This window comes from Soehngenia saccharolytica DSM 12858 (assembly GCF_059568515.1).
The window spans coordinates 49,204-73,954 of the sequence record NZ_JCANTN010000006.1 but is presented as its reverse complement, the minus strand read 5'-3'; the positions used below and the strand labels follow the sequence as shown (position 1 = coordinate 73,954).

The window sequence follows — 24,751 nt, the reverse complement described above, 5'->3', positions numbered from 1 at the left end:
TTACAAAAAAAGAATTTTAAGATAAACTATTACTAAATTGTACAAACGGTTGCACAAGATATTGAAAGTGGGTGTAAGACCTTGAAGAAGAGAACTAGTGGGATTTTAATGCATATTTCATCTCTGCCAAGTGAATTTGGAATTGGAGATTTTGGGAAGGAAGCATATGCTTTTGCAGATTTTTTGGAAAGAGCTGGACAAAAAAATTGGCAGATATTGCCTTTAGGAGTAACTGGATTCGGAGATAGTCCGTATCAATGTTTTTCTGCTTTTGCTGGAAATCCATATTTTATAGATTTAGGCGAATTTATTGAATTAAATTATCTGACCATGGATGAAATTAAAAATGAAGATTTGGGCGATAACAACAACTATGTAGATTATGGGAAACTTTACATTGGGAAATACAAGTTGCTAAGGACAGCGTATGATAGAGCAAAAAATGACATCAAACAAGAATTGGATTCATATTATGAAAAAAATACATTTTGGTTAAGAGAGTTTGCTTTATTCATGTCATTGAAAGATGAATTTGATGGCCAATCATGGCTTAATTGGCCTAAAGAATACAGACAGTTCGATAGTAAGGAAGTTCTTGATTTTGAGAGTAGCAATGCTGACAAGATTTACTTTTGGATTTTCACTCAATATTATTTTGAAAAACAATGGCATAAATTAAAGGAATACGTCAACAGCAAGGGTATAAAAATAATTGGCGACTTACCAATATATGTTTCAGAGGACAGTTCGGATCTTTGGGCACATCCATATAACTTTAATTTGGATGAGAACCTAATACCTAAAACGGTAGCTGGTGTACCGCCTGATGCATTTACAAGCAAAGGTCAACTTTGGGGAAATCCAATATACGATTGGGCAAGGATGGAAGAAGATGGATATAGATTTTGGGTTGATAGAATAAGACACAGTTTCAATTTGTTTGACACTTTAAGGATTGACCATTTCAGAGGTTTTGAATCATATTGGGAAGTTCCATACGGTTCAGCTGATGCAGTAAATGGCCAATGGGTAAAGGGACCCGGAATAAAGCTATTTAATAAAATAAAAGAAGAGCTTGGGGATCTTGACATAATTGCTGAAGACTTAGGCTATCAAACGGAAGAAGTAATAAAACTAATAGAAGACACTGGATTTCCAGGCATGAAGATATTGCAATTCGCTTTTGACCCAGTTGGAGACAGTGAAAATTTACCACATAATTTAATTAGAAATACGACTTTTTATACAGGAACTCATGACAACAAGACTGTGAAAGATTGGTTTGATTCAGCGCCATTAGAAGAGAAGGAATTTGCAGTAAAATATCTAAAACTTGATGAAACAGAAGGCTATAATTGGGGACTTATCAGAGGGGTTTGGTCATCCGGCGCTTATCTAGCTGTATGCCAAATGCAAGATTTTCTAAATCTTGGTGAAGAGGCAAGGATGAATACGCCTGCCACTCTAGGAAACAACTGGAAATGGAGAATAGATAAGTCTATGCTGACAGATGAATTAGCTGCATCCATAAAAGAACTAACATGGACTTACAGGAGGGAATAATTTGATAAATCACGAAGATTTGAAAAAGAGAATTGAGATATATTCAATAACAACTTTTGGAAGTGGCTTTAAAGACCTAGATGATAGCGAAAAATACGTAGCACTCTCAAAAGCACTTATGGAGACAGTTTTGCCTATCTGGAACGAATCTATTGAGAAGACAAAAAAGAAGAAAAGAGCATATTATTTTTCATCAGAATATTTGCTTGGAAGATTTTTAGACAACAACTTAATTAATTTGAAAGTAAAAGATGAAGTGGATAGAATCTTGAATGACTTGGGAATAAGCTATTCTGAGATTGAAGAATCAGAACAAGACCCTGCTTTGGGAAATGGAGGGCTAGGTAGACTTGCCGCGTGTTTTCTTGATTCAGCAGCCACCTTGGGTTATCCACTAGATGGATATGGAATAAGGTACGATTTTGGATTGTTCAAACAGAAGTTTATAAATGGAGAGCAAGTAGAGGTCGCTGACAATTGGACTAAATACGGTGATCCTTGGGGAATCAGAAAAGTTAAAGAGACTGTTTATGTAAATTTCGACCACACTATAATAAAAGCTGTGCCTTATGACTATCCAGTAATTGGCTATGATAAAAAACTGATAAATACCCTTAGACTTTGGAAAGCGGAATCATTAGACGAATTTGACTTCAAGGCATTCAATGATCAGAACTATGACTTAGCAGTAAAAGCTAAAAATGATGCTGAGAATATTGCTAAAGTTTTATACCCAAATGATTCATTTGAAGAAGGCAAAAAATTAAGGTTAAAACAAGAGTATTTCTTTGTTTCTGCTTCTTTGCAAGATTTACTGAGGAAGTTCAAAAAACAAAATGGCAATTTGCACGAGTTCTATAAATACCATTCAATACAGCTTAATGACACGCATCCAGCTGTTGCTATACCTGAACTCATACGACTTTTGTTAAATGAAGGTATAACTTTTGATGAAGCTTTTGAGATTGCGCAAAAGACATTTGGCTATACAAATCACACCCTAATGGCAGAAGCATTAGAACAGTGGCCAATTAAATACTATGAAGAATTACTGCCAAACATTTTAGATATCATCAAAAGCATTAATGATAAGTTAATAAACGAAGTTAAAAATAAAGGCATTAAAGATGAAGAAATTTATAAATATGAGATAATTCACAATGGAAACATAAGAATGGCGTGGCTTGCGATCTATGGGTCTAAATCAGTCAATGGGGTCGCAAAATTGCACACTGATTTACTTATAAATAAAGAATTAAATGACTGGTACAGATTATACCCCTATAAATTCAACAATAAGACAAATGGGATAACACAGCGAAGATGGTTGTTGCAAGCTAATCCAGAATTATCAAATTTCATTACACGCTTATTGAACTCAGATGGCTGGATAACGGATTTAAGCAAATTAAAAGAACTAGAAAAATTTGCAGATGATAAAAATGTTTTAGAAGAATTTTTGAATATTAAGCAAATAAGAAAAGAAAAATTATCTGAATACATCAAAAAAGTTGAAGGAATTGAGATATCTCCAGATTCTATTTACGATGTGCAAGTTAAGAGGATTCATGAATACAAACGTCAACTTCTCAATGCTTTTCATATTTTAGATCTTTATTATAGGCTAAAAGAAAACCCTCAACTAGATATCTACCCACGAACATTTATTTTTGGTGGGAAAGCTGCTCCTGGTTACTTTAGAGCAAAAGGGATAATTAAATATATAAATGACATAGCAAATTTAGTAAATAACGATGAAAATATAAACGGGAAGATAAAAGTTGTATTTGTCCAAGATTACAGAGTTTCCTATGCAGAGAAAATAATGCCTAGCGCTGATATATCAGAACAAATATCGACAGCAGGAAAAGAAGCATCAGGTACTGGAAACATGAAGCTAATGCTAAATGGAGCACCTACTATTGGAACCTATGATGGTGCAAATATAGAGATCGTTGAAGAAGCTGGAGAAGAAAATAATTTCATATTTGGGCTGCGAGTTGAAGACATTCAAAGATTAGCTCCTAATTACGATCCTAGACAAATTTATGAAACCAATCCTAGACTTAAAAGAGTTGTAGACACTTTAGTCGATGGCACTTTTACAGATACAACCGGTGCTTACAAAGATATTTACAATTCTTTGATATATGGCACTAGCTGGGAAAGACCAGATGTATACTTTGTTTTGGCGGACTTCGAAAGTTACTGCGAAACTCAACAAAAAGTAGACATTGCATATAAAGACAGAATGGGCTTTGCAAAGAAAGCATGGTTAAATATCGCAAATTCGGGTAAATTTAGTTCAGATAGAACTATTACGGAATATGCTGAAGAAATTTGGCAAATAGAGAGAATTTAATCTTCATGGGTCGTAATACCTACGACCCGGAAGTTAAATTATATATTTAAATATTATGCAATCGTATGCATAAAAAATGGAGGGGGAAAAATGAAGAAAAGAGTTTTATTAGCATTGTTGTTAGTAGTAGCGCTATCGATTACAGCATGTTCAAATGGAGGGGATGAGCCAACTACAGAAGAGCCAACCACACCGGATGAAGGTATTAAAGCTACAATAAGCGTACAAGTTGAATCATCTTGGAAACCTTATTATGAAGCAGCAGCTCAAAGAGTTATCGAAAAAAACCCAGAAGCAGTTATTGAATTCATTGAGATTCCATCATTTGATCACTTAGATGTTTTAGATTCAACTGATGTTACAAATCCAGATGTAGCTGATGTATTTGCAATACCAGCTGACAGAATTTATGGGTTGTCACAAAACGAAGCATTAGCAGCTTTAGATGCTAAAAAAATGGCTGAAAATATCGGCGGATTTGAAAACTTTGATGAGGGCTTAGGCGGAAACTTCAATATTGACGGAGAATATTTAGCATTCCCTATGAATATTGAGACTTTAATTAATTTTGTCAACACTAAAAATGCTGAAACCTTAGGCATAGACTTGACAAAGGACATAGAATTTACTGAATTAGGATATCAAGACATGTTAGTTCCTGCATTTGATGCTTGGTTTGGCGTATCATTTACAAATGCCGCAGGGCTTGAGCTATTAGGTAAAGATGATTCTGGAAACTTATATTCAGACATGACAAAAGATTTCAGCGAACTAAACGATCAACAAAAAGCTGTATTCACTGCATTATACAACTATTGGAAACAACACAATGAAAATGGCACTCCTCTTTGGGACGCAGATGCAGCATGGGGATATATGGATACTGAATTTACTACAGGCGGCAAAACTGCAATAAGACTAGAAGGCCCATGGTCGACAGCAAGTCTTTCTGCACTAGCTGGAAATGGTGCAGACTTAGACATCATGCCTATCAACAAAGTTACAGTAGCAGGTTATCCTTTGGCTCACTGGAAAGGTGGCTGGGGAATGGTAATAAATTCTAGAAATGAAGGCGATGCAAATAAAATGGCATTAGGACAAGCTTTCATAGAAGAAGTATTAAACCCAGAATTTGCTGTTGATTTCTTCAAAGCAACAGGAAAGATTATGGAAAATGTAAAAGTGGATGAATATATGAATTCAGATTTATCAGATGTAGATAAAAAAGTTATTTCTGCTGTAATCGAATCATATAACAACGCTCCTGCAAGACCACTATTCACTGAATGGGGATCAGTATGGGATACTTGGAAAAACGGTATATTATCATGGTCTTCAACAAAACCTGCTAGCGCAGAAGAAGCTTATTCAATTATGCAAGCTGCATTTAAATCTATGATGAATAATTTCTAGTTTAGTATACTCTGGGAATAGAACCTATTCCCAGAGTATTAAATAATAAAGAGGGATATTATGAAGCATTTATCAAACAAACATTTTTACATACTAGTTATTTTTTGTTCTGTTATCATTTTGCTGTCTTCAATAGAATTAATGATAGCAATTAAAGACAGTACAATTTTTAACAAATGGCTGATATCGAACAATTTAACTCAATATCCTATCGAAGACACTTTTGTTGAATATTTAAATGCCAACTTAATATCATATGCTTTGAGAATTATTTTTCCAGTAGTATTGGGCATTAGTACATTCTTGACGCTAACAAAGTTTTACATAAATAAAACATTGGTATACGTATTTCTTTTGCTTGAAATAGCAGGTCTTTCATTTACTGCTATACAAAGGAATTTTAATTCATTGTTTTATTTTTTAATATTGTCATTGTATGTTGTTTTAATTATTTATACATATATATTTATAGCTCTGAAAGAAGACTATGAGTGAAGGCGGTGATTAAATGGGTAAATACAATGTTCTATTATACGATAACATTGGTAATACTTATGAAAGAAAAAACAAATATCTCTTAGAACTAGCTCTACTTGATGAAAAAATTAAAAATGAGAAAGACAATAATATAAAAAGTATGCTTAAAAAGCAAAGACGAGAAATAAAGAAAAATAAGCGCAACCATCCATATATTATTTCTCTCAAAGACTACGAGAAAAAAGAGAAAGAATTTTTAAATGATTTAAAGAAGAAGAGAACAGAATATTATAATAAATTAAAAGCGGATAAGACTAGCAGAAAACTAAGGAAACTTAAGACAAGACTATTTGAAAGCGAGAAAAAACTGGACTTTTATAGTGAGTATGTCGATTTATCTTATGAAGCAGAATTTGAGTATAAAAAAGCTAATTTAGATACAATTCATTTGCCGAATATAATTGAATTTCTTGTTGAAGGGCAAAATGAATTAAACATTGCGTTAGCTAAAAAAGAAGAATTGAAAAACCTAGATGAAAAAGATTTTAGAAAAGAGTTTAAAAAATTTAAAGAATCTAGGAAAGAAATTTTAAAGGAAGAAAAATTAAGAATTAAAAATTTGAGAAAACAAGGTTTAATTTCTAGAAAAGCTGAAGAAAATGCGTTAACGGAGTTAAAGAGAAAACACAAAAATGTTTTGGAAATTAAAAAAAGAGAGTCAATCAAATTTTCGAACAATGAATTTATAAAAACCAAGAAATATGAGCTTAAGAAAGATTTAAAAACCATGTTAAAGGTTCTTGAAGCCGATATTTCGGATTTTAGAAGGAAAATACCAGTTGAAATAGAAAAAACAATACCCTATTACTCTTATTTAACCCTATTAGTTCCAGGGATAGGGCAAGGGTTGAATAAACAGTATATTAAAATGCTATTATTTTTGATAGGCACTCTATTCATATATCTTATAGCTATACCATACGCTTTAGGATATGGGAATTATCAAGGACAGGGCATAGCAGGACTGATAAGTTTGGCAGAAGGTGGACTAAGAATTCACAAGTCGATTATATTCATGATTGAGGGAATAGTTGCATTATTTCTTTCAATTATCGCTATAGGGATATATGCAATATCGTTTATTGATGTCCATAAAGTTGAGAAAAACGCTATCAAGGGAATCAGACCAAGCAATTGGTTCGAAACTAAAACGACAATTTCAGAAGAAGGATTCCCATATATTGTGTCATTACCAGCGCTATTGATTATAGTATTTATTGTGCTTGTTCCAATAATGACCACTTTCTTGTTGTCCTTTACCAACATGGATCCACAGCATCAATCAAAGTTTACTTGGATTGGATTAAGCAATTACAAAATGATTATAATGGGGCAGGGTCTTGCAGGGAAAGTTTTCTGGCAAATATTGGGTTGGACTGTCATATGGACATTAGCAGCGACAACTTTAGCCATATTAATTGGTTTTGCGCTAGCATTATTAGTAAACAATGAAAGGATAAAAGGAAAGAGATTTTTCAGAACTATATATTTACTTCCTTGGGCAGTTCCAGCGTTTATTACTATAATGTTCTTTAGCATAATGGTAGCGCCTGGAGGAGTGCTGACAGAAATAATTAAAAATGCAACTGGACTTAGGGTTGAGATAAAAAATGATCCCACTTTGACAAGGATTGCATTGATATTGATGCAAGGCTGGCTTGGTAGCTCATACATTTTTATCCTTACAACAGGGGTGCTTCAAGCAATTCCAGGTGATTTATATGAAGCTGCTGACATGGACGGGGCAACTGCTTGGGATAAGATAAGACGAATAACAGTGCCATTGGTGTTATTTCAAACAGCACCATTGCTTGTCACTCAGTATACCTTCAATTTCAACAATTTCTCTGCCATATTCTTATTCAATGGAGGAGGACCTTTCAACCCTATTAAATACGGAAATTTGGCTGGCTCATCCGACATATTGATTTCCTACATTTATAAACTTACAATGGACAATCAATACCAAGCTATTGGAGCGGCTATAACGATGTTTATATCATTGGGTCTAATGATATTTACTTTCATAGGATTTAGGAACTCTAAGCAATTTAAGGAGGGAAGATTGTAATGGCAAGAAAAAAAGAAAACAAAGAAAAACTATATCTTTCTGACAAACCTCCACTGACTTTATTTGGCAAAATAGGCATATTTTTAACATATGTTGTATTATTCGCATGGGTTTATGCTATTGTGTGGCCGCTTTTCCAAATGTTTGTGTCGGCATTCAATGGTAAACAGCAACAATATATAATGGCTAACTCAAATTTTGAGTTTTCTATTAGACATTTTCAATATCTATTTACGGAGACACTTTATTTAACTTGGGTTAAGAATACCCTCATAATTGCAGGAACTACAGCTTTGCTGACTCTAATAGTGGTTTCTTTTACAGGATACGCGTATTCAAGGTATAGATTTAAAGGAAGAAACGCATCTTTAATGGCAATCATGCTGATACAAACAATACCTACATTTGCAGGAATAACCGCTTATTTTACTATGCATTCAATAGTTTCATCTATAATTCCTCAATTTAGCAGACAGATGATGTTGATTCTTATTTACACTGGTGGAGCAATAGCCTCAAACACTTTCATATTGAAAGGATATATTGATTCGGTATCAACAGAATTAGATGATGCTGCTAAAATAGATGGATGTTCTAATTTCAATGTATATAGGCTGATCATTATGCCTATAGCGAGACCTATGTTGACAATAATTGCTCTTTGGTCGTTTATTGGACCTTTTATGGATTATTTGTTGGCTAAAGTACTTTTAACAAGTCCAAAATCGTACACTTTAGCTGCTGGATTGTATACACTTGTAACTGATTTTAGAACAATGAATCAACCCGCTTTTGCAGCAGGAGGACTATTAACTGCTATACCAATAGTAATACTTTTTATAGCTTTGCAAAAACAACTCGTATCAGGGTTAACAAGCGGCTCTGTAAAAGGATAGGAGGATTATGCGATGAAAGTTGAACTTAAAAACATAGGCAAGAAATACGAAGGAAGAGAAGATTTCACTTTAAAAAATATAAATTTAGAGATTGATGATCAAGATTTTTGTGTAATATTGGGTCCATCAGGTTGCGGAAAGACAACGTTGCTTAGAATGATCGCAGGGCTCAATTCCATTACAGAAGGAGATCTTTTGTTTGACGATAGGAGAGTAAACACTGTGCCACCTAAGGATAGGGACATTGCCATGGTGTTTCAGTCATACGCTTTGTATCCTCATATGACTGTATATGACAATATGGCATTTTCATTGACAATGCGTAAGGAACAAAAAAAGATAATTGATGAAAGAGTTAGAGCGGCAGCACAGCTATTGCAAATTGAAGATTATCTTTATGCTAAACCTGCTGATATTTCAGGCGGCCAAAGGCAAAGAGTTGCATTGGGTAGGGCAATCGTGAGAAATCCAAAGGTTTTTTTAATGGATGAACCATTGTCAAACTTAGATGCTAAATTAAGAGAGCACATGAGAGTTGAGCTTGTACGGATTCATAAACAACTGGGTACTACATCTATATATGTTACTCATGATCAAACAGAGGCTATGACTATGGCTACAAAAATTGTGCTTTTAGACAAAGGCAAAATTCAGCAAGTAGGAAAACCTGATGAATTTTATAATAAACCCAATAATATTTTTGTTGCAAAATTTATAGGTTCACCTACAATGAATATCATAGAAGGCGTATTTAAAGGCGGAAAGTTTATCTCGAATAATGAAACCATTGTATTAACTCCATCAATAGAAGACGGTAAAGCTTTAGCTAAATATGAGGGCAAAAGAGTTTCAATTGGAATAAGACCTGAGCGATTTGAAAGCGGAGGAGAATTTGGCGATACATTTACAGCTACTATTGAAGTTGTAGAAATGCTAGGAAAAGAGAAAATATTACATGCGAAATTGTCTGATGGATCTGATTTAGTCATATCTACTCCAGGACATTATGAATACAATGAAGGAGAAGTTCACAAATTCGGTTTCGATATAAATGCTATACATTTTTTTGATACAGAAACGACTATGAGAATTAATTAAAGGATGAAGATAGAGTGCAAAGCATTAAGAGAACTACCATAAAAGATGTTGCAAAGATGGCAAATGTTTCACCATCTACAGTATCAAGAGTAATATCAAATAGCCCAAGAATCAGTGAAGAAACAGCAAAAAGGGTAAAACACTGCATGAAAGAGCTGGGCTATTATCCTAATGCTATTGCAAGGTCTTTAGCTAATAGCGTATCTAATACTATTGGTCTAATTATGCCTATAAGACCAGGGGAAACGCTATTAAATCCCTTTTTTCAAGAAGCGTTAAGAGGGATAGTAAGAGGAGCTACTGCTTATTCCTATGATGTTTTATTAGCGACATTCCAAGGCGGAGAAGATGAAATAGATTCAATGAAGAAGCTAATAAGCGCATCAAAAATTGATGGAGTAATTTTGATGACAAGCAGAGTTAACGATAAAGCGATAAAGTATTTAAAAGAAATAGATTTTCCTTTTTGTGTGATCGGATCCCCATTAGAGGAGGGAGAAATATTTAATCATGTAGACAATGACAATATAACTGCTTCATACGAATTGACTAATCATTTGATAAAAGAAGGCAAAAAAAAGATATCTATCATAGCTGGGGACAAAAATATGATAGCTACTGTCCATAGAATCAAAGGATATGAAAAGGCACTTAATGAAGTAAACTATAAGGTGGATGAGAATTTAATTTACATTGGAGATTTTGATGAGAAAACAGGATATACTTATGCAAAGTATTTATTTGACAATAAGATAAATCCCGATGCAATACTTGCAACCGATGATCTAGTTGTTTTTGGTGTGGTTAGATATCTATTAGAACGAGGGATAGAAATACCTGATGAAGTAGCTGTAGCAAGCTTTAACAATAGTATACTCTCTAGACAGTTTCAGATACCAATCACTTCAGTTGATATACATGCCGATACTTTAGGAGAAGAAGCTGTTAAGCTATTGCTTGAAAATATTGAAGGGGGAAATATAAAGAAAATAATAGTTCCTCACACAATTCATATAAGAAAGTCATCAGCAAATCTAAGTTCTCATTTTTAAAATGAGAGCTTAATTTTTATCTTTTATTGAAAAATATATAGATAAATGTTATTATCTTTATATAGTGAATTGTCACTAAATTCTTAATTGTGGGGGATAATATGGATCATAAGGTTATTGAAGAAAATTTACAACAAATCGATTCTGTGATTTCAAGTAAAATAATAATTGGAGAGGGAAGTCGAATTGAAGAAATCCATATTGTTTCCAATGGTACAAGAAATCCAAAACAAATTGCAAGAGATGTAGAATCAGTTTTGTTAGCTAATTTTGACTATAGAATTGACCATAGAAAAATAAGTGTCGCTCAGTTAGATGATATAGATATTAGAAAGATAAAACCTAGATTAAAACTAAACGGAATTTCTAAAGAAACATCTGGAAACAAGGCAAATGTTAAAGTAAGCATCCTTAAAGCTGATGAGGAATTCGTTGCCTTAAAAACAGGTATCAACTCAAATAGAAATATTGAGAGGATGCTTGCTGAAGCAACGGTCATGGCAGTAGAAGATTCTATTGGAATTAATGATTTATTCATCGTAGAAGATATAAGGAGCATAATGATTGCAAGTGTACAAGTAGTAGTAGTTTTGGTTTCCAGCTTGATTAATGGACAAGAAATTATTTTGTCTGGCTCGAGTGTGGTAAAGAACGATTACTATCTTTCAGTTGCAAAAGCTACTTTAGATTCAATCAATAGATTCTTGACAAAATAGCCTAAAATGCCGGCTAAATTGAAGCGAAGAAAAATAAAAATAGCGGAGCGAATATAGCATGCTTAACTAGCGGACAAGCAGAGTACTCTATGAAGGAGGCTATATTCGATGAAAAAGATCGCAACTATATTGCTAAGTGTTTTAGCACTTGCTTTAGCAGCAGGCGCAAACTTTTCACTAATCTAGTAAATTTCTAGCCGGCATTTTATATATATGGAGGATTATATGAAACTAAATTTAAAAACAAAAATCTACTTATCAGCGTTGACTATTCTATCAATAGGACTTTATATATATATATTTAAAAACTACAGAGTAGAAGATATGACTTTATTTGTGTTTTGGACGATATTGTCAATCGCTGTAGAATCTTTGCTGATACCTATGCCTAACAATGCTGTTGGCGTATCAGTCGGCTATGCTATAAATGTAGCTGCAGTTATAGTAGGGGGCCCATTATTGGCTTGTACTAGTTCAGGGTTAGGGTTTTTACTCAGATTTCCTAAAATAGAAGGCAGAGGTTATGTGCATTTATTTAATTTACCAGTACATAAGACTTTATTCAATGTAGTACAAAGTGTATTAGTATCTGGGATAATGGGTATTGTATATATTAGCTTGGGTGGCGAAATAGCTAAGTTTTCAATCACACCTACTCTGGCTATTATGGTGTTGGGAGTAACATTAAATACTATAATTTTGTCAGGGTATTTAGCGTTATCTACCAATATATCGTTTATAAATACTTGGATTGGAAACATTAGAGGCTTGTTTCCAAATGCTTTAGCTGTTGGTACAATTGGAATAATAATAGCTCTAGCTTTTCTAAGCTATGGGTATGGAGCGGTAATACTTTTCTTTGGTCCACTATTGCTCGCAAGATATTCTTTTAAATTGTATATTGAAATGAGAAATTTATACATATCTACTATTGAAGCGTTAAATAAAGCTGTAGAGGCTAAAGATTCATATACCAGTGGACATGCTAACAGGGTAGAAGAACTTGCAGTAAATTTAGCAAAGGAATATCATCTGTCTTTTGACAGCATTGAGAATATAAGGACAGCGGCTATACTTCACGATATAGGGAAAATTGGGATTAAAGATGAAATATTAAATAAAGCAGGGAAATTGACAAAAGAAGAATATGAAACTATCATGAAGCACCCTAGCATAGGCGCAGATATTATTGGAAAAGTTAATTTTTTGCAAGATGTAACTAAAATAGTTAGACATCACCATGAAAAATACGATGGAACAGGTTATCCTGATGGCTTAAAAGGCGATGAAATACCTATTGAAGCGAGCATTCTTATGATAGCTGATACTTATGACGCTATGACTACAGATAGACCTTATAGGAAAGCATTGACTAAAGAAATGGCAATAGAAGAGTTGAAAAAATACTCTGGCACGCAGTTTGACCCGAGATTGGTTGATGTTTTTATAAATATGATAAATCAGCAGGTGTAATATGTTTTTAGAACCTTCTCTATTATCTATGGCAATTGCAAAACTTAGAGGTGGAAAACTTAAAAACCTTTCCAATGTAGAGTTTAAAGGATATTTCCTGTTTATTAGCGCTTTTCTTTTACAAGGGCTCCTAGCATTTTTAAATAGTAGTGATTATTCAGTGATTAAGTATTTTATTAGTAATTATTCATATTTTATGATTTTATTAAGCTATACCATGATGATAGTTGCTTCATTGATTAATTTTAGAAAAGTATATATGAGATTATTTTTAATAGGTATAATTTTGAATTTTATTGTTATAATGGCAAATGGCGGAAAGATGCCCGTTTATTTTTCACCAAGATTAAATATTGAAGAAACGGTGATTGAAGAAAGAGAATATGATATAATACATACTGGAGTAGATGAAAATACGAAATTAGTTTTTCTTGCAGATATAATCACTATTCCTAAACCATATCCACTGCCAAAGATATTGAGCATTGGAGATGTTTTTATTATGGCGGGGGTTTTTTTGTTTTTTCAAAAAGAAATGTTATCTGACCTATCCCAAACATAGTTTGTTTGGGAAATGTTTTTAGGGGATGAATCATAAATGAATAAGGCAGTAGTTTTAGGAACAAATTATTATATAGGACTGAGCATTATTAGATGCTTAGGAAGGGAGAAAATATATACCATTGCACTAGATTACACTAAGGATGATACATATGGAGCTAAGTCAAAGTATCTTAATGAACATATAATAGCACCTAATTTTAAGATAGAAAAAGAAGCTTATCTAAACAAGCTTATTGAAATTGCAAAAAATGAATCAGAAAAGCCAGTTTTATATCCATTTGCAGATCCATATGCTGAATTCATAGATGAAAATTTAGACATTTTGAAAGGATATTATTTAATTCCAATGGAGAAACAAGGCTTATGGACAGAAGTAATGAAGAAAGAAAGTCTGATGAAATTAGCTCAACAAAATGATGTGTTAGTTCCAGAAACTGTTGAAATAAACGATCCTGACTTCAAAGATAAAGTTAATGGAATGATAGGATTTCCATGTATAGTAAAACCAACAGATTCTCCAAAATTCGTGAGTGAATTTAGAAAAAAGATATTCTATTGTAACAATATAAAAGAACTTGAAGACTCTATAGAGAAAGCAAAAGACAAACAAATTGAAGTTTTTGTTCAAAGAATAATCCCAGGCTTTGACGACCACATGTACACTTTTGATTTTTATGTTGATAAACTAGGTAAAGTGACTCATTGGACTACATGCAGAAAGTTGAGGCAATTTCCAATTAATTTTGGAGCGAGTGTATATACTGAACAAAAATATGTAAAAGAATTAGCAGATATAGGAATTCCATTTGTTGAAAAAATAGGATACAGGGGATTTGGCGAAATTGAATTCAAAAAAGATGAAAAGACAGGTAAATATTATTTAATTGAGATAAACACTAGAACTACAAATTTAAATAATTTACTCTACAAATCAGGACTTAACTTCCCTTATATACAATACAAAGACATGATAAACGAGAATCTTTCGCCAAAAGTAGTTGATTATGATACAGGGTATGTATTCCGATATTTTTTTGAAGATAGACTAGCTATAAGAGATTATATTAGAAATGGTCAACTCACAAGGTTAGAAGTTTATAAGTCCTTGTTTAGGAAGAAAGCGCCTGCTATTTGGAGCATATCCGATCCCTTGCCAGCTTTTAATTATTCCTATATATTAATCAAAAAAGCATTAAATAAAATAATCGAGTAGGTGTTGATATGTTGATTTCAGAATTAGTACATCAAATAGAACATTATGAGATAAAAAATTTCAATGAGGATTTTGAAATACAAGCCATTGTGTATCATTCTAAGAAAGCAATTCAAAATTCAATATATGTCGCAATAAAAGGATATATAACTGACGGTCATAGATTCATTGAAGATGCTATGAACAATGGCGCCAAAGCTGCAATAGTGGAGGAATTTGTTGACACAAATATTATGCAGATAAAGGTTAAAAATTCAAGAAGAACATTGTCTTTGATAAGCGATATTTACTATAACTCTCCAACTAAAAAGATGAAAGTAATTGGAATAACAGCAACAAATGGAAAAACTACAACATCTTTTCTAGTGGAGAACATACTTAAGAATGCAAATATTAAAACAGGGCTTATTGGAAGTGTAATGAACAAAATAGGAGATAAAGTTGAGATAGCAGAATTGACGACGCCAGAAAGCCTTGATTTGCAAGAGAGATTCTATGAGATGCAAAAACAGAACATAGACACATGTGTTATGGAAGTTTCATCTTCTGCTCTGGAGCTTTACAGAGTTTATGATGTGGATTATGATATAGTGTCTTTTGCAAATTTGGCTAGAGAGCATATTGATCAGCATGGGAGTTTTAAAAATTATTGGATGGCAAAATCAAGTCTAGTAAAAAACGCGAAAGAAGGAGCAGTTGCGATTTTAAATGTAGATTATGATATGATAGCATCGCTTAAATACAACACAAAAGCTGATGTAGTCACTTTCTCTATAAACGGCAATAAAGCTGATGTTTCATGTGTTAATATTGAACTGGTAGGTGGCAGAGCAAGATTTAGAGTTAATATAGAAGAAGATATTAAATTTAGAAATGCAAATATCAGCAAAGATGTATTTGATGTTGAATTAAATATTCCGGGATACCATTCAATAGAAAATGCTATGGCAAGTATCTGCATTGCACTCGCTTATGGTATTGAGAAAGAAGTTATATTAAAAACATTAAAAGAATTTAAAGGTGTGGAAAGGCGATTTGAGTTTATTTATGAGGGAGACTATCTGATAATAGATGATCACTTTGCTAACTTGAAAAATATCAACTCTACTTTAGAGAGCATAAGCGATATGCCTAAAAATAGATTCCATATAGTTTATGCAATCAGGGGAAATAGAGGGCCAACTGTCAATAAGGAAAATGCTAAAGCTTTGATATCGTGGAAAGATAGACTTGGCATAGACAAAGTGATTGCTACTAGAAGCATTGGAAATGTGACAAAAAAAGATGAAGTAAAGCCAATTGAGGAAGAAGTTTTTAGAGAAGAAATTACTAATGCAGGGATCCCATTAGAAATATACGACACCCTGTATGACGCTATCAAAAAAGCAATAGACGAAGCGCAAAAAGGTGATATAATTTTATTGGCAGGGTGTCAAGGCATGGACATGGGAGCAAAAATCGCTTTAGATATAATCTCAAAAAAAGAGATTGGAATTGACAAAGAGAAGCTGTTTGATCCTATTAAAAGAAGGATTTCAGAAATCGATAAAATTCACTAAAATGTTTTTATTTTTATATTAAATGTGGTAAACTAATATTTGCAGAAAGCACTGCTTTCTATAAAAATCGAGGGGGAAGTAACTTGAACTTAAAATCAAAGATCAGAGAGATTGAAGATTTTCCGATTAAAGGTGTAAGCTTTAAAGACATTACTACATTGACAAGAGACAAAGATGCTTTTCATGAAACAGTTAGCCTGATGATTGAAGACTTAAAAGACAAACAAATAGATTATATTGTTGGACCAGAAGCAAGAGGATTTTTATTTGGAGCTGCAGTAGCCTATGGATTAGGTGTTGGTTTTATTCCAGTAAGGAAACCTGGCAAGCTTCCAGGAGAAACAACAAAATACGATTATGATCTTGAATATGGGACAGCAGCATTGGAAATACAGACAGAAGCTATTAAAAAAGGAGATAGAGTAGCTATTATAGATGATTTGCTAGCAACTGCTGGCACTGTAGTTGCAGCTACAAAGCTTATCGAGTCATTTGGTGGGGAAGTGGTAGCTCTTGAATTTGTCATTGAGCTAACAGATTTGAAAGGAAGAGATAAACTTAAAGGCTATCATGTAAATTCTTTAGTTAAATATGATTAACGTCTTTTGGGACGTTAATTTTTTCTCTAAAAAAGGAGGGATATAAATGTGTGGAATAGTTGGTTATGTAGGTAATAGAAATGCTCAGGAAGTCATACTTGATGGATTGGAAAAACTTGAATACAGAGGATATGATTCTGCTGGAGTAGGTATAATTGAAAATGGCAAATTGAGAATAAGAAAAATGTCAGGCAGACTTTCAAATTTGGAAAAGAGTCTAGAAAATGATCCGATAAATGGCCATGTAGGCATAGGGCATACTAGATGGGCTACCCATGGAATACCATCTGATTTAAATTCTCATCCTCATACGAATAGCACCGGTACAATAGCTGTTGTACATAATGGAATTATCGAAAACTATAGAGAAATAAAAGAAGAATTAGAAAAGAAAGGCTATAAATTTATTTCAGATACAGATACTGAAGCAGTTGCACATTTGATAGATTATTTCTATAATGGCGATTTACTGGAAGCTGTTTTTAAAGCAGAAGATAGATTAAAAGGAGCATATGCATTAGCAATAGTATCTGAAAACAATCCCGATGAAATAATAGCGGTTAGAAATGAAAGTCCACTAATACTTGGAGCAGGAGAGAATGAGACAATAGTCGCTTCTGATATACCTGCTGTTTTAAGGTACACTAAAAAAGTTGTCTACTTAGATAACAAAGACATAATTAGAATAACAAAATCTGGCTATGAAATATATGACAAGGGAAGAAACAGAGTGAATAGAAGAACAGAAGAAATCTCTTGGGATGTAGAATCAGCTTCAAAAGAAGGATATGCACATTTTATGCTTAAAGAAATTTATCAGCAACCTTCAGCAATAAAAGAGACCATAGAAAGAAGAATTGATGAAAAAGGCAATATAGTATTAGAAAATATCAGCATCACAAAAGAAGATTTGGATAGAATCAATAAAATATATATTGTAGCTTGTGGAACAGCATATCATGCAGGACTTATAGGGAAATATTTATTTCAAACATTTTTAAAAGTAGATACGATATCTGATATAGCGTCTGAATTCAGATACAGTGAACACAATATAGATGAGAACACATTGGTTGTAATCGTAAGTCAATCAGGAGAAACAGCCGATACTCTTCAAGCACTAAAAGACGCTAAAGAAAAGGGTGCTAGAATTTTATCTATAACGAATGTAGTTGGCAGCTCTATTGCAAGGGAATCAGATGACGTATTTTATACATGGGCAGGCCCAGAGATAGCTGTTGCTTCGACAAAAGCTTATACAACTCAACTAGTTGCTTTTTACTTGATGGCACTTCATTTTGGAAGACTTAAAAACACAATTGAATTAGAATGTTACGAAGAAATATTAAATGAATTGAGGTCTTTACCTGAGAAATTAGAAATAACGCTGTCAGAATGCGATGAAAAAGCTAAAAATATAAGTGAGACAATAAAAGACAAGCAATCAGTTTTTTATTTAGGAAGAGGATTGGATTATTACACAGCTCTAGAAGGAGCTTTAAAACTAAAAGAAATATCATATATCCACACTGAAGCTTTTCCAGCTGGAGAATTAAAGCATGGTAGTATTGCGCTAATAGAAGAAGGTACACCTGTGATTGCTTTTGCGACTCAGTCTTTGATTTATGATAAAATGGTTTCGAATATAAAGGAAGTAAAAGCAAGAGGAGCTTATGTAGTTGGAGTGACCAGAAAGAAGAATGAAGATCTAAAAGAAATATGCGATGAGGTGGTATTATTAGAAGAGAGCTTCAATATATTTATGCCATTGATTTCAGTTGTCGTAGCTCAACTCATTTCTTATTATACTGCTTTGTTAAAGGGAAATGATGTAGATAAACCAAGAAATTTAGCTAAATCAGTCACAGTTGAATAGAATATGCCCCTGTAATTAATTGTATTGTCCATGTAAAATAAACTCTGCAGAACGATAATAAAGTCTGCAGAAAGTAAAATAAAGTTTGGTGAAGACCCGTGAAGTGTGTGCAGGAGAAATCCTGTGTACCTTCACGGTTTTTTTTATGCCCCCAGAGATAACCGTAGGTGTAATCAGCCCCATCATAAATTTCACTGTAGACATACCCTATCCGACGCTCCTAATGTCGGATTCCACCTATGTTGTGGTTAACCCTCCTCGTCCCATATAAATAAATAAAAAGAGACCCGTAGGGGGTAATCAAGTGTCGAAAGTATAAAAAGATTGATTAAAGGAAAGTAAGATTGAATGGAAGGAAAGCCCCGTGGGTGTAATCGGCATAGGTCGCATTACAGACGCGGGGTATTTTCGTGCATTGGGGGGAATAATCAAAAGCAGCGTAAACCCTGTAATAGCAGGGGATTAAAGCGAGGAGGTGGTGGGTGTAATCACACCATACAACTAATCCATAGCCTTGTTTACCCCCACGGCTTTGAGCAGACTTTATTTTTTTTATTTATACATATGGCTATAATGGTATTTTTTAGGACAATATAACCCTATTTTTTTCTGCAATCATTTTTATCTGGGAATTACAGTAAAAGCACTCGTGAGCCTCTGATATGTCTCGCTTTACCCCTTGTAACGATTTCTGCAATGTTTATTTCAAATTACCAGTAGGTGTAATCAGCCCCATCATAAATTCCACTGTAGACATACTCTATCCGACGCTTCTAATGTCGGATTCCACTTATGTTGTGGCTACCCCCCACACAAAAAAATATTTAAATAAATAAATAAAAAAGAGGCAGTGGGTGTAATAGACCCAGAGGGGGAAATAGACAGGGGTGTAAGCAAGGGATAGGAAGTTTGTTGGGGTTTATATGCTTTGGGTTGATTTACACCTGTGGGTGTATCATTACGCAAGAATCGGATGTGTAGGTTGCATAAGGGGGTAATTTTCACCAAACTTTATTATGATTCAACAGGAGGCGGCTTCGGCAGTGAATCTGACGGGTGTAGTATGGGTTGCGGTGTGGTAATTGTGGCGGAGCCTGCGGGGTGGTTACAGCAGGGGCTGGTATGTGTTGCGGAGGGGGAAACCGCAGCGGTTATCCCATCGGCTCAAACACTGATACAGTGTGGTTTGTGACGGCTTCAGATAGAGATAAATATGTATATAAATATATAGGGAAAAGGGTGGAATCAGCAGCGGTGTGTAACCATGACGGAGGTATTGCTGTGGTTATGGGCTGCAGGTTGATTACACCTGCGGAGGTATTATACACGCAAGAAATGGAGGTGAAGGCTGCATATGGGGGTAGTTTTGAGCAGACTTTATTTTCTTTTTTTATATCTATTTTTGTAATTATATGGATATTTAGTTGACATAACTTATAAATTCTTGAGCAAACATTATTTACTTCAAGAAAATGGGAAAAGTGCTTTGAGTCGGCTTGTACCAAGGGATTGAATCCCCTCAGGGTTTGAGCAGACTTTTTTTTGTTTTAACATGTATTTATGTTATAAATGCATTTACCACTGTTATTCTGTACTATATTGTATGAAATACTTCAATATAAGCATAACATAAGTACAAAGTAAACATACTGTATTATTAACATATTGATAAATATTTATTTATCAATATGTATTGATGTTATATTTGTTATGTGCTATAATAATGACAAAATATAACATAATTATGGGGGGAAGAGAATGAAAAGAATATTATCAATAGTACTTATGATAGCTTTGTCTATCTCGCTTTTAGTTGGGTGCGCAAAAGAAGAACCTGCAACACCAACAGAACCAACTGCACCTGAAACAGGTGAAGAAACACCTACAACTGGCGGCACTATTACAAAGTTAGGTTTAGGACATGTAATTTCCATAGCAAAATCAAAAGATAAAGGCACAGATGCTAATGGAAATCCTGTAAATCCAGTTGGCCAAGCAGACGTAATGATAGCTGCAGTTGGATTTGATGCAGATGGAAAAGTAGTAAGCGTGTATATTGATACCGCTCAAACAAAAGTAGCATTTGATGAAAATATGCAATTGACTAGTGATGTAAATGCAGAAGTACCTACTAAGAGAGATCTTGGAGCAGATTATGGAATGGTTAAAGCATCGTCAATAGGAAAAGAATGGTTTGAACAAATGGATGCATTACAAGAGTGGATGGTAGGAAAGACTGTTGAAGAAATTGTTTCAATGGAAACTACAAAAAGAGATGATGAGCATCCAACAGTACCAAATGTTCCTGAACTTACTTCATCCGTAACAATGGACGTAGGAGAATACTTAAAAGCAGTAGAAGAAGCATGGAACAATGCTATAGATGTAACAGGAGCTGAAAAAGTTGGCTTAGGAGTTAAAACATCAATTGCTAAATCAGTTAGTGCAGGAACTGATGCTAATGGCAATCCAGTGACTGCAAAAGCACAAATAGATACTATGATATCAGCTGTAGCGCTAGATGCTGACGGAAAAGTTGCTGGTGCTATTATTGACACAGCTCAAGTAGTAATTCCATTTGACGCAGATGGAAAAGTTGCTATAGATAAAACTGCTGAATTAAAGACAAAGAATGAATTAAAAGAAGAATATGGAATGGGCAAAGTATCACCAATAGGGAAAGAATGGTATGAACAAGCCCAAGCTCTAGCAGAATGGATGAAAGGCAAGAGCTTAGATGAAATAAAAGCTATGAAATTAGAAGAAGGAAAACCTGCTGAAGAAGATCTAGTTTCAAGCGTGACAATTCATGTAACTGATTATTTGGAAGTAGTAGAAGAAGCGATTAACAACGCAAAATAATTAAAAACTCCCTCAAATGAGGGAGTTTTTAATTTGAAAAGTTACTCTTTTTTTGGTATGATTATTCGGGGTGATAGAGTGAACAAAAAGATTTCATATATTTTAGTTTTAGCAATTTTTGTCTCTACTTTGAGTGGATGCACAACTAAAACAACTTATACAAAGTACACAGAGACATTTTTCGATACATTTGATACAGTTATACAAATTGTAGGTTATACAGAAACTGAAGATGAATTTAGAAATTATACAAAGATAATGCATGATAGGATGTTAGAACTTCACAAACTCTACGATAGGTATAATAACTACGAAGGTTTGAACAACATAAAGACTATTAACGACAATGCTGGTAAACAACCTGTAAAAGTAGATAAAGAGATAATTGACTTAATTAAATTTTCAAAAGAAATGTATTTTAGAAGCAAACAAAGAACTAATATAGCATTTGGAAGTGTTTTAGATGTTTGGGCTAAATACAGGGATGAGGCGGAATTAGATCCAGAGAATGCAAAAATTCCATCAATGGAAGAGCTGAAGATGGCAAATGAGCATACTGATATAAATAAAGTTATTATTGATGAAAAAAATAGCACAGTATATCTAGAAGATCCTAATATGAGACTTGATGTTGGAGCTATAGCAAAAGGTTATGCGACTGAAATAGTTGTGGAAGAAATAAAAAAAGAAGGTTTTAGCTCGTTTATTATGAGTTCTGGAGGAAACGTGAAAGCTGTAGGAAAACCATTAGACGGTAATAGAGATAAATGGGGAATAGGCATACAAGATCCTAATAAAGACATTTTGACAGACGAGAATAAAGTATTGGATACTGTATTTATAAATGATCTGTCAGTAGTTAGTTCGGGCGATTATCAAAGATACTATGTAGTCGATGGAAAGAGAATGCATCATATCATAGATCCAGACACTTTAATGCCTGCAACTTATTATAGAGCGGTAACAGTGATCACTCCAAATTCTGGAGAAGCAGATTTTTATTCAACTGAAGTTTTTTTGTTGCCATTTGAGGAGAGCAAAAAATTAGTAGAATCAATTGATAATCTAGAAGCTATTTGGGTTTTTGCTGATGGTTCAGTACAAATGACAGATGGGTACATGAAAATATCAAAGACATATGGAAATGCAATATCTAATAATTAGTAAGAGAAGGAGAAATATGAAAACAATAGGAATAATTGGGGGCATGGGTCCTTTAGCGACAGTAAAATTATTTGAAAAAATAGTATTGAATACCTCAGCTTCATCTGATCAAGACCATCCGCCGATACTCATTGACAATAATACTAGAATACCAGATAGAACTCAATTTGTACTCGGAACAGGGAGAGACCCAAGACCGGAATTAATTAAATCTGCTAAGAAACTTGAAAAAATGGGTGCAGATTTTCTAATAATGCCATGTAATAATGCACATTATTTTTATGAAGACATTGTAAAGGAGATAAACATACCATTACTTAGCATGATAGAAGCTGCTGTTGAAAAAGTAAAGACAGAGTATAAAAATGAGAAAGTTGGAATATTAGGGACAGATGGGACTATCATGGGAAAAGTTTATCAAAGAGTATTGGAAAGGGAAAAAATAGATTATCTTGTTCCTTCGATAGAAGGGCAGAGAGAAGTAATGAAGTTAATTTACAATATAAAAATGGGCATATATGACAATGAATTAGAAAATTTATATAGAGAATTTATTAACATGAAAAATGACGGCGTGCAAGTTTTCATAATAGGATGTACAGAACTATCTGTCGCTGTTGATATGTATGAATTCAAAGAAAAAATAAAATATGTAGATGCTTTAGAGATACTTGCTAAGGAAGCTATAATTGAAGCAGGAGCTAAGCTATATAAAAAATGACAGACTCAAAATCTTTTGAGCCTGTCTATTTAATTATTTCGCTTGTTCTAAAGCATTGTTAACTGCTTCAATGATGCCGTTGCTTGTTAGCGTTGCGCCAGAAACAACATCAACATCAGTTGAGTTTTTCTCTACAATTGCTGCTGGTATTTGTTCAAGAGCTGGATCTGCAACTCCTTCTGTTTCTTGTTGTTCAATAACAGTCACTGATGCAATTTTACCATCTTTTACTTCAACAGAAACTTTTAAAGGATGCATTCCTTCGCCTTGGCCTTCATATGTCCCGTCTTTATATGTCACTTCATCACTTGAATCACTACTGCATCCAACAAGGACAAGTGAAAGAACCAATACAGACAATAGTATTATCATGTACTTTTTCACTTTCATCACTCCTTTCTTAATATGTAATACTATTATACATTTTTTTAGATTAAAATTCAACTTTATAAGTATTCTAAAAAAGAAATGGGTAGAATTATGAGAGGAGGCGATTATATGGTGAAAGAGAAAAGCATGTACAAGCACAAATATGATTCGGATGAGCTAAAACAAATGACAATAGAAGCTTTAAAAAAGAGGGGAGTTGAACTAAAAGATATAGCAGACATAGTTTATGAACTCCAAAAGGATTATCATGACAATTTAACTGTTGAAATGTGTTTAGAAAGCTTAGATGCAGTACTTTCTAAAAGAGAAATAATCCATGCAGTTTTAACAGGAATTGCATTAGATGAATTGGCTGAGAAGAAGTTACTTCCTGAGCCAATACAATCAATTATATTATCGGATGAAGGTCTTTATGGGATTGATGAGATACTGCCATTGTCAATAGTAAATGTATATGGCACTATAGGACTTACAAACTTTGGTTATTTAGATAAAGTAAAACTAGGCATTATTGGAGAATTAGATAATGAAAAAAGAGAGATATGCAATACATTCTTAGATGATTTAGTTGCAGCATTAGCTGCGGCAGCAGCGAGTAGAGTAGCCCATTCAATGTAAAAAT

General features: G+C 33.7%; 21 protein-coding genes. 20 read left to right on the top strand and 1 reads right to left on the bottom strand.

Annotation, left to right across the window (positions count from 1 at the left end; genetic code table 11):
- The first annotated feature begins 81 nt into the window (after positions 1-81).
- The 19 genes from malQ to cuyB all read left to right on the top strand — a co-directional run bounded on the left by malQ (position 82) and on the right by cuyB (position 23,739).
- Entirely contained in the window at positions 82-1,563 is a 1,482-nt protein-coding gene (malQ, locus tag BO51_RS03035) for a 4-alpha-glucanotransferase (RefSeq protein WP_496483851.1), read from the top strand.
- Between the two features lies 1 nt (position 1,564).
- Positions 1,565-3,925, top strand: coding sequence for a glycogen/starch/alpha-glucan phosphorylase (locus BO51_RS03030; protein ID WP_496483849.1), 2,361 nt, complete (start codon positions 1,565-1,567; stop codon positions 3,923-3,925).
- A gap of 90 nt (positions 3,926-4,015) precedes the next feature.
- Complete coding sequence (locus BO51_RS03025; RefSeq protein WP_496483848.1) at positions 4,016-5,338, top strand: sugar ABC transporter substrate-binding protein; 1,323 nt, start codon at positions 4,016-4,018, stop codon at positions 5,336-5,338.
- 60 nt (positions 5,339-5,398) lie between these two features.
- A complete protein-coding gene (locus BO51_RS03020) occupies positions 5,399-5,833 on the top strand; it encodes a hypothetical protein (RefSeq protein ID WP_496483846.1) in 435 nt (144 codons plus the stop codon).
- A 13-nt stretch (positions 5,834-5,846) separates the two neighbouring features.
- Entirely contained in the window at positions 5,847-7,946 is a 2,100-nt protein-coding gene (locus BO51_RS03015) for a carbohydrate ABC transporter permease (RefSeq protein WP_496483844.1), read from the top strand.
- Positions 7,946-8,842 (top strand): sugar ABC transporter permease, encoded by an 897-nt coding sequence (locus BO51_RS03010; protein ID WP_496483842.1) that lies wholly within the window; start codon positions 7,946-7,948, stop codon positions 8,840-8,842. Before BO51_RS03015 ends, BO51_RS03010 begins: the two co-directional genes overlap by 1 nt.
- A 12-nt stretch (positions 8,843-8,854) precedes the next feature.
- Entirely contained in the window at positions 8,855-9,940 is a 1,086-nt protein-coding gene (locus BO51_RS03005) for an ABC transporter ATP-binding protein (protein ID WP_496483840.1), read from the top strand.
- A gap of 14 nt (positions 9,941-9,954) precedes the next feature.
- The gene (locus tag BO51_RS03000; protein WP_496483838.1) at positions 9,955-10,992 is read left to right on the top strand and encodes a LacI family DNA-binding transcriptional regulator; all 1,038 of its coding nucleotides are present in this window, start codon (positions 9,955-9,957) and stop codon (positions 10,990-10,992) included.
- Positions 10,993-11,093: 101 nt separating this feature from the next.
- A complete protein-coding gene (locus BO51_RS02995; RefSeq protein ID WP_496483836.1) occupies positions 11,094-11,708 on the top strand; it encodes a hypothetical protein in 615 nt (204 codons plus the stop codon).
- A 225-nt stretch (positions 11,709-11,933) separates the two neighbouring features.
- Positions 11,934-13,181: an HD-GYP domain-containing protein gene (locus BO51_RS02990; RefSeq protein WP_496483834.1), complete on the top strand. Its 1,248-nt coding sequence runs from the start codon at positions 11,934-11,936 to the stop codon at positions 13,179-13,181.
- A 1-nt stretch (position 13,182) separates the two neighbouring features.
- Entirely contained in the window at positions 13,183-13,743 is a 561-nt protein-coding gene (locus BO51_RS02985) for a DUF5317 domain-containing protein (RefSeq protein WP_496483832.1), read from the top strand.
- A 36-nt stretch (positions 13,744-13,779) separates the two neighbouring features.
- Entirely contained in the window at positions 13,780-14,958 is a 1,179-nt protein-coding gene (locus tag BO51_RS02980; RefSeq protein WP_496483830.1) for a carboxylate--amine ligase, read from the top strand.
- Between the two features lie 8 nt (positions 14,959-14,966).
- Complete coding sequence (locus BO51_RS02975; RefSeq protein WP_496483828.1) at positions 14,967-16,517, top strand: Mur ligase family protein; 1,551 nt, start codon at positions 14,967-14,969, stop codon at positions 16,515-16,517.
- A gap of 83 nt (positions 16,518-16,600) precedes the next feature.
- Positions 16,601-17,116, top strand: a complete 516-nt coding sequence (locus BO51_RS02970) for an adenine phosphoribosyltransferase (RefSeq protein ID WP_496483826.1) — start codon at positions 16,601-16,603, stop codon at positions 17,114-17,116.
- Positions 17,117-17,162: 46 nt separating this feature from the next.
- Positions 17,163-18,992: a glutamine--fructose-6-phosphate transaminase (isomerizing) gene (glmS, locus tag BO51_RS02965; protein ID WP_496483824.1), complete on the top strand. Its 1,830-nt coding sequence runs from the start codon at positions 17,163-17,165 to the stop codon at positions 18,990-18,992.
- 1,122 nt (positions 18,993-20,114) lie between these two features.
- Complete coding sequence (locus BO51_RS02960) at positions 20,115-20,420, top strand: hypothetical protein (RefSeq protein WP_496483822.1); 306 nt, start codon at positions 20,115-20,117, stop codon at positions 20,418-20,420.
- A 330-nt stretch (positions 20,421-20,750) separates the two neighbouring features.
- Entirely contained in the window at positions 20,751-21,854 is a 1,104-nt protein-coding gene (locus BO51_RS02955) for a hypothetical protein (RefSeq protein WP_496483820.1), read from the top strand.
- Positions 21,855-21,932: 78 nt separating this feature from the next.
- Entirely contained in the window at positions 21,933-23,018 is a 1,086-nt protein-coding gene (locus BO51_RS02950) for an FAD:protein FMN transferase (protein WP_496483818.1), read from the top strand.
- 16 nt (positions 23,019-23,034) lie between these two features.
- On the top strand, positions 23,035-23,739 hold the full coding sequence (cuyB, locus tag BO51_RS02945) for a cysteate racemase (RefSeq protein ID WP_496483816.1): 705 nt from the start codon (positions 23,035-23,037) through the stop codon (positions 23,737-23,739).
- A 33-nt stretch (positions 23,740-23,772) separates the two neighbouring features.
- Here cuyB and BO51_RS02940 read toward each other — a convergent pair whose 3' ends face one another.
- The gene (locus BO51_RS02940) at positions 23,773-24,123 is read right to left on the bottom strand and encodes an FMN-binding protein (protein ID WP_496483814.1); all 351 of its coding nucleotides are present in this window, start codon (positions 24,121-24,123) and stop codon (positions 23,773-23,775) included.
- Between the two features lie 114 nt (positions 24,124-24,237).
- On the opposite strand from BO51_RS02940, the gene BO51_RS02935 reads away from it, so the two are divergent.
- Positions 24,238-24,747, top strand: coding sequence for a phosphatidylglycerophosphatase A family protein (locus tag BO51_RS02935; protein WP_496483812.1), 510 nt, complete (start codon positions 24,238-24,240; stop codon positions 24,745-24,747).
- Positions 24,748-24,751: the final 4 nt, after the last annotated feature.

Bases quoted from the DNA above. Each gene is read 5' to 3' on its own strand.
- BO51_RS03025 (WP_496483848.1), top strand. From the start codon at position 4,016: ATGAAGAAAAGAGTTTTATTAGCATTGTTGTTAGTAGTAGCGCTATCG.
- BO51_RS03020 (WP_496483846.1), top strand. From the start codon at position 5,399: ATGAAGCATTTATCAAACAAACATTTTTACATACTAGTTATTTTTTGT.
- BO51_RS03015 (WP_496483844.1), top strand. From the start codon at position 5,847: ATGGGTAAATACAATGTTCTATTATACGATAACATTGGTAATACTTAT.
- BO51_RS03010 (WP_496483842.1), top strand. From the start codon at position 7,946: ATGGCAAGAAAAAAAGAAAACAAAGAAAAACTATATCTTTCTGACAAA.
- BO51_RS03005 (WP_496483840.1), top strand. From the start codon at position 8,855: ATGAAAGTTGAACTTAAAAACATAGGCAAGAAATACGAAGGAAGAGAA.
- BO51_RS02995 (WP_496483836.1), top strand. From the start codon at position 11,094: ATGGATCATAAGGTTATTGAAGAAAATTTACAACAAATCGATTCTGTG.
- BO51_RS02990 (WP_496483834.1), top strand. From the start codon at position 11,934: ATGAAACTAAATTTAAAAACAAAAATCTACTTATCAGCGTTGACTATT.
- BO51_RS02985 (WP_496483832.1), top strand. From the start codon at position 13,183: ATGTTTTTAGAACCTTCTCTATTATCTATGGCAATTGCAAAACTTAGA.
- BO51_RS02980 (WP_496483830.1), top strand. From the start codon at position 13,780: ATGAATAAGGCAGTAGTTTTAGGAACAAATTATTATATAGGACTGAGC.
- BO51_RS02975 (WP_496483828.1), top strand. From the start codon at position 14,967: ATGTTGATTTCAGAATTAGTACATCAAATAGAACATTATGAGATAAAA.
- glmS (WP_496483824.1), top strand. From the start codon at position 17,163: ATGTGTGGAATAGTTGGTTATGTAGGTAATAGAAATGCTCAGGAAGTC.
- BO51_RS02960 (WP_496483822.1), top strand. From the start codon at position 20,115: ATGTGTTGCGGAGGGGGAAACCGCAGCGGTTATCCCATCGGCTCAAAC.
- BO51_RS02955 (WP_496483820.1), top strand. From the start codon at position 20,751: ATGAAAAGAATATTATCAATAGTACTTATGATAGCTTTGTCTATCTCG.
- cuyB (WP_496483816.1), top strand. From the start codon at position 23,035: ATGAAAACAATAGGAATAATTGGGGGCATGGGTCCTTTAGCGACAGTA.
- BO51_RS02935 (WP_496483812.1), top strand. From the start codon at position 24,238: ATGGTGAAAGAGAAAAGCATGTACAAGCACAAATATGATTCGGATGAG.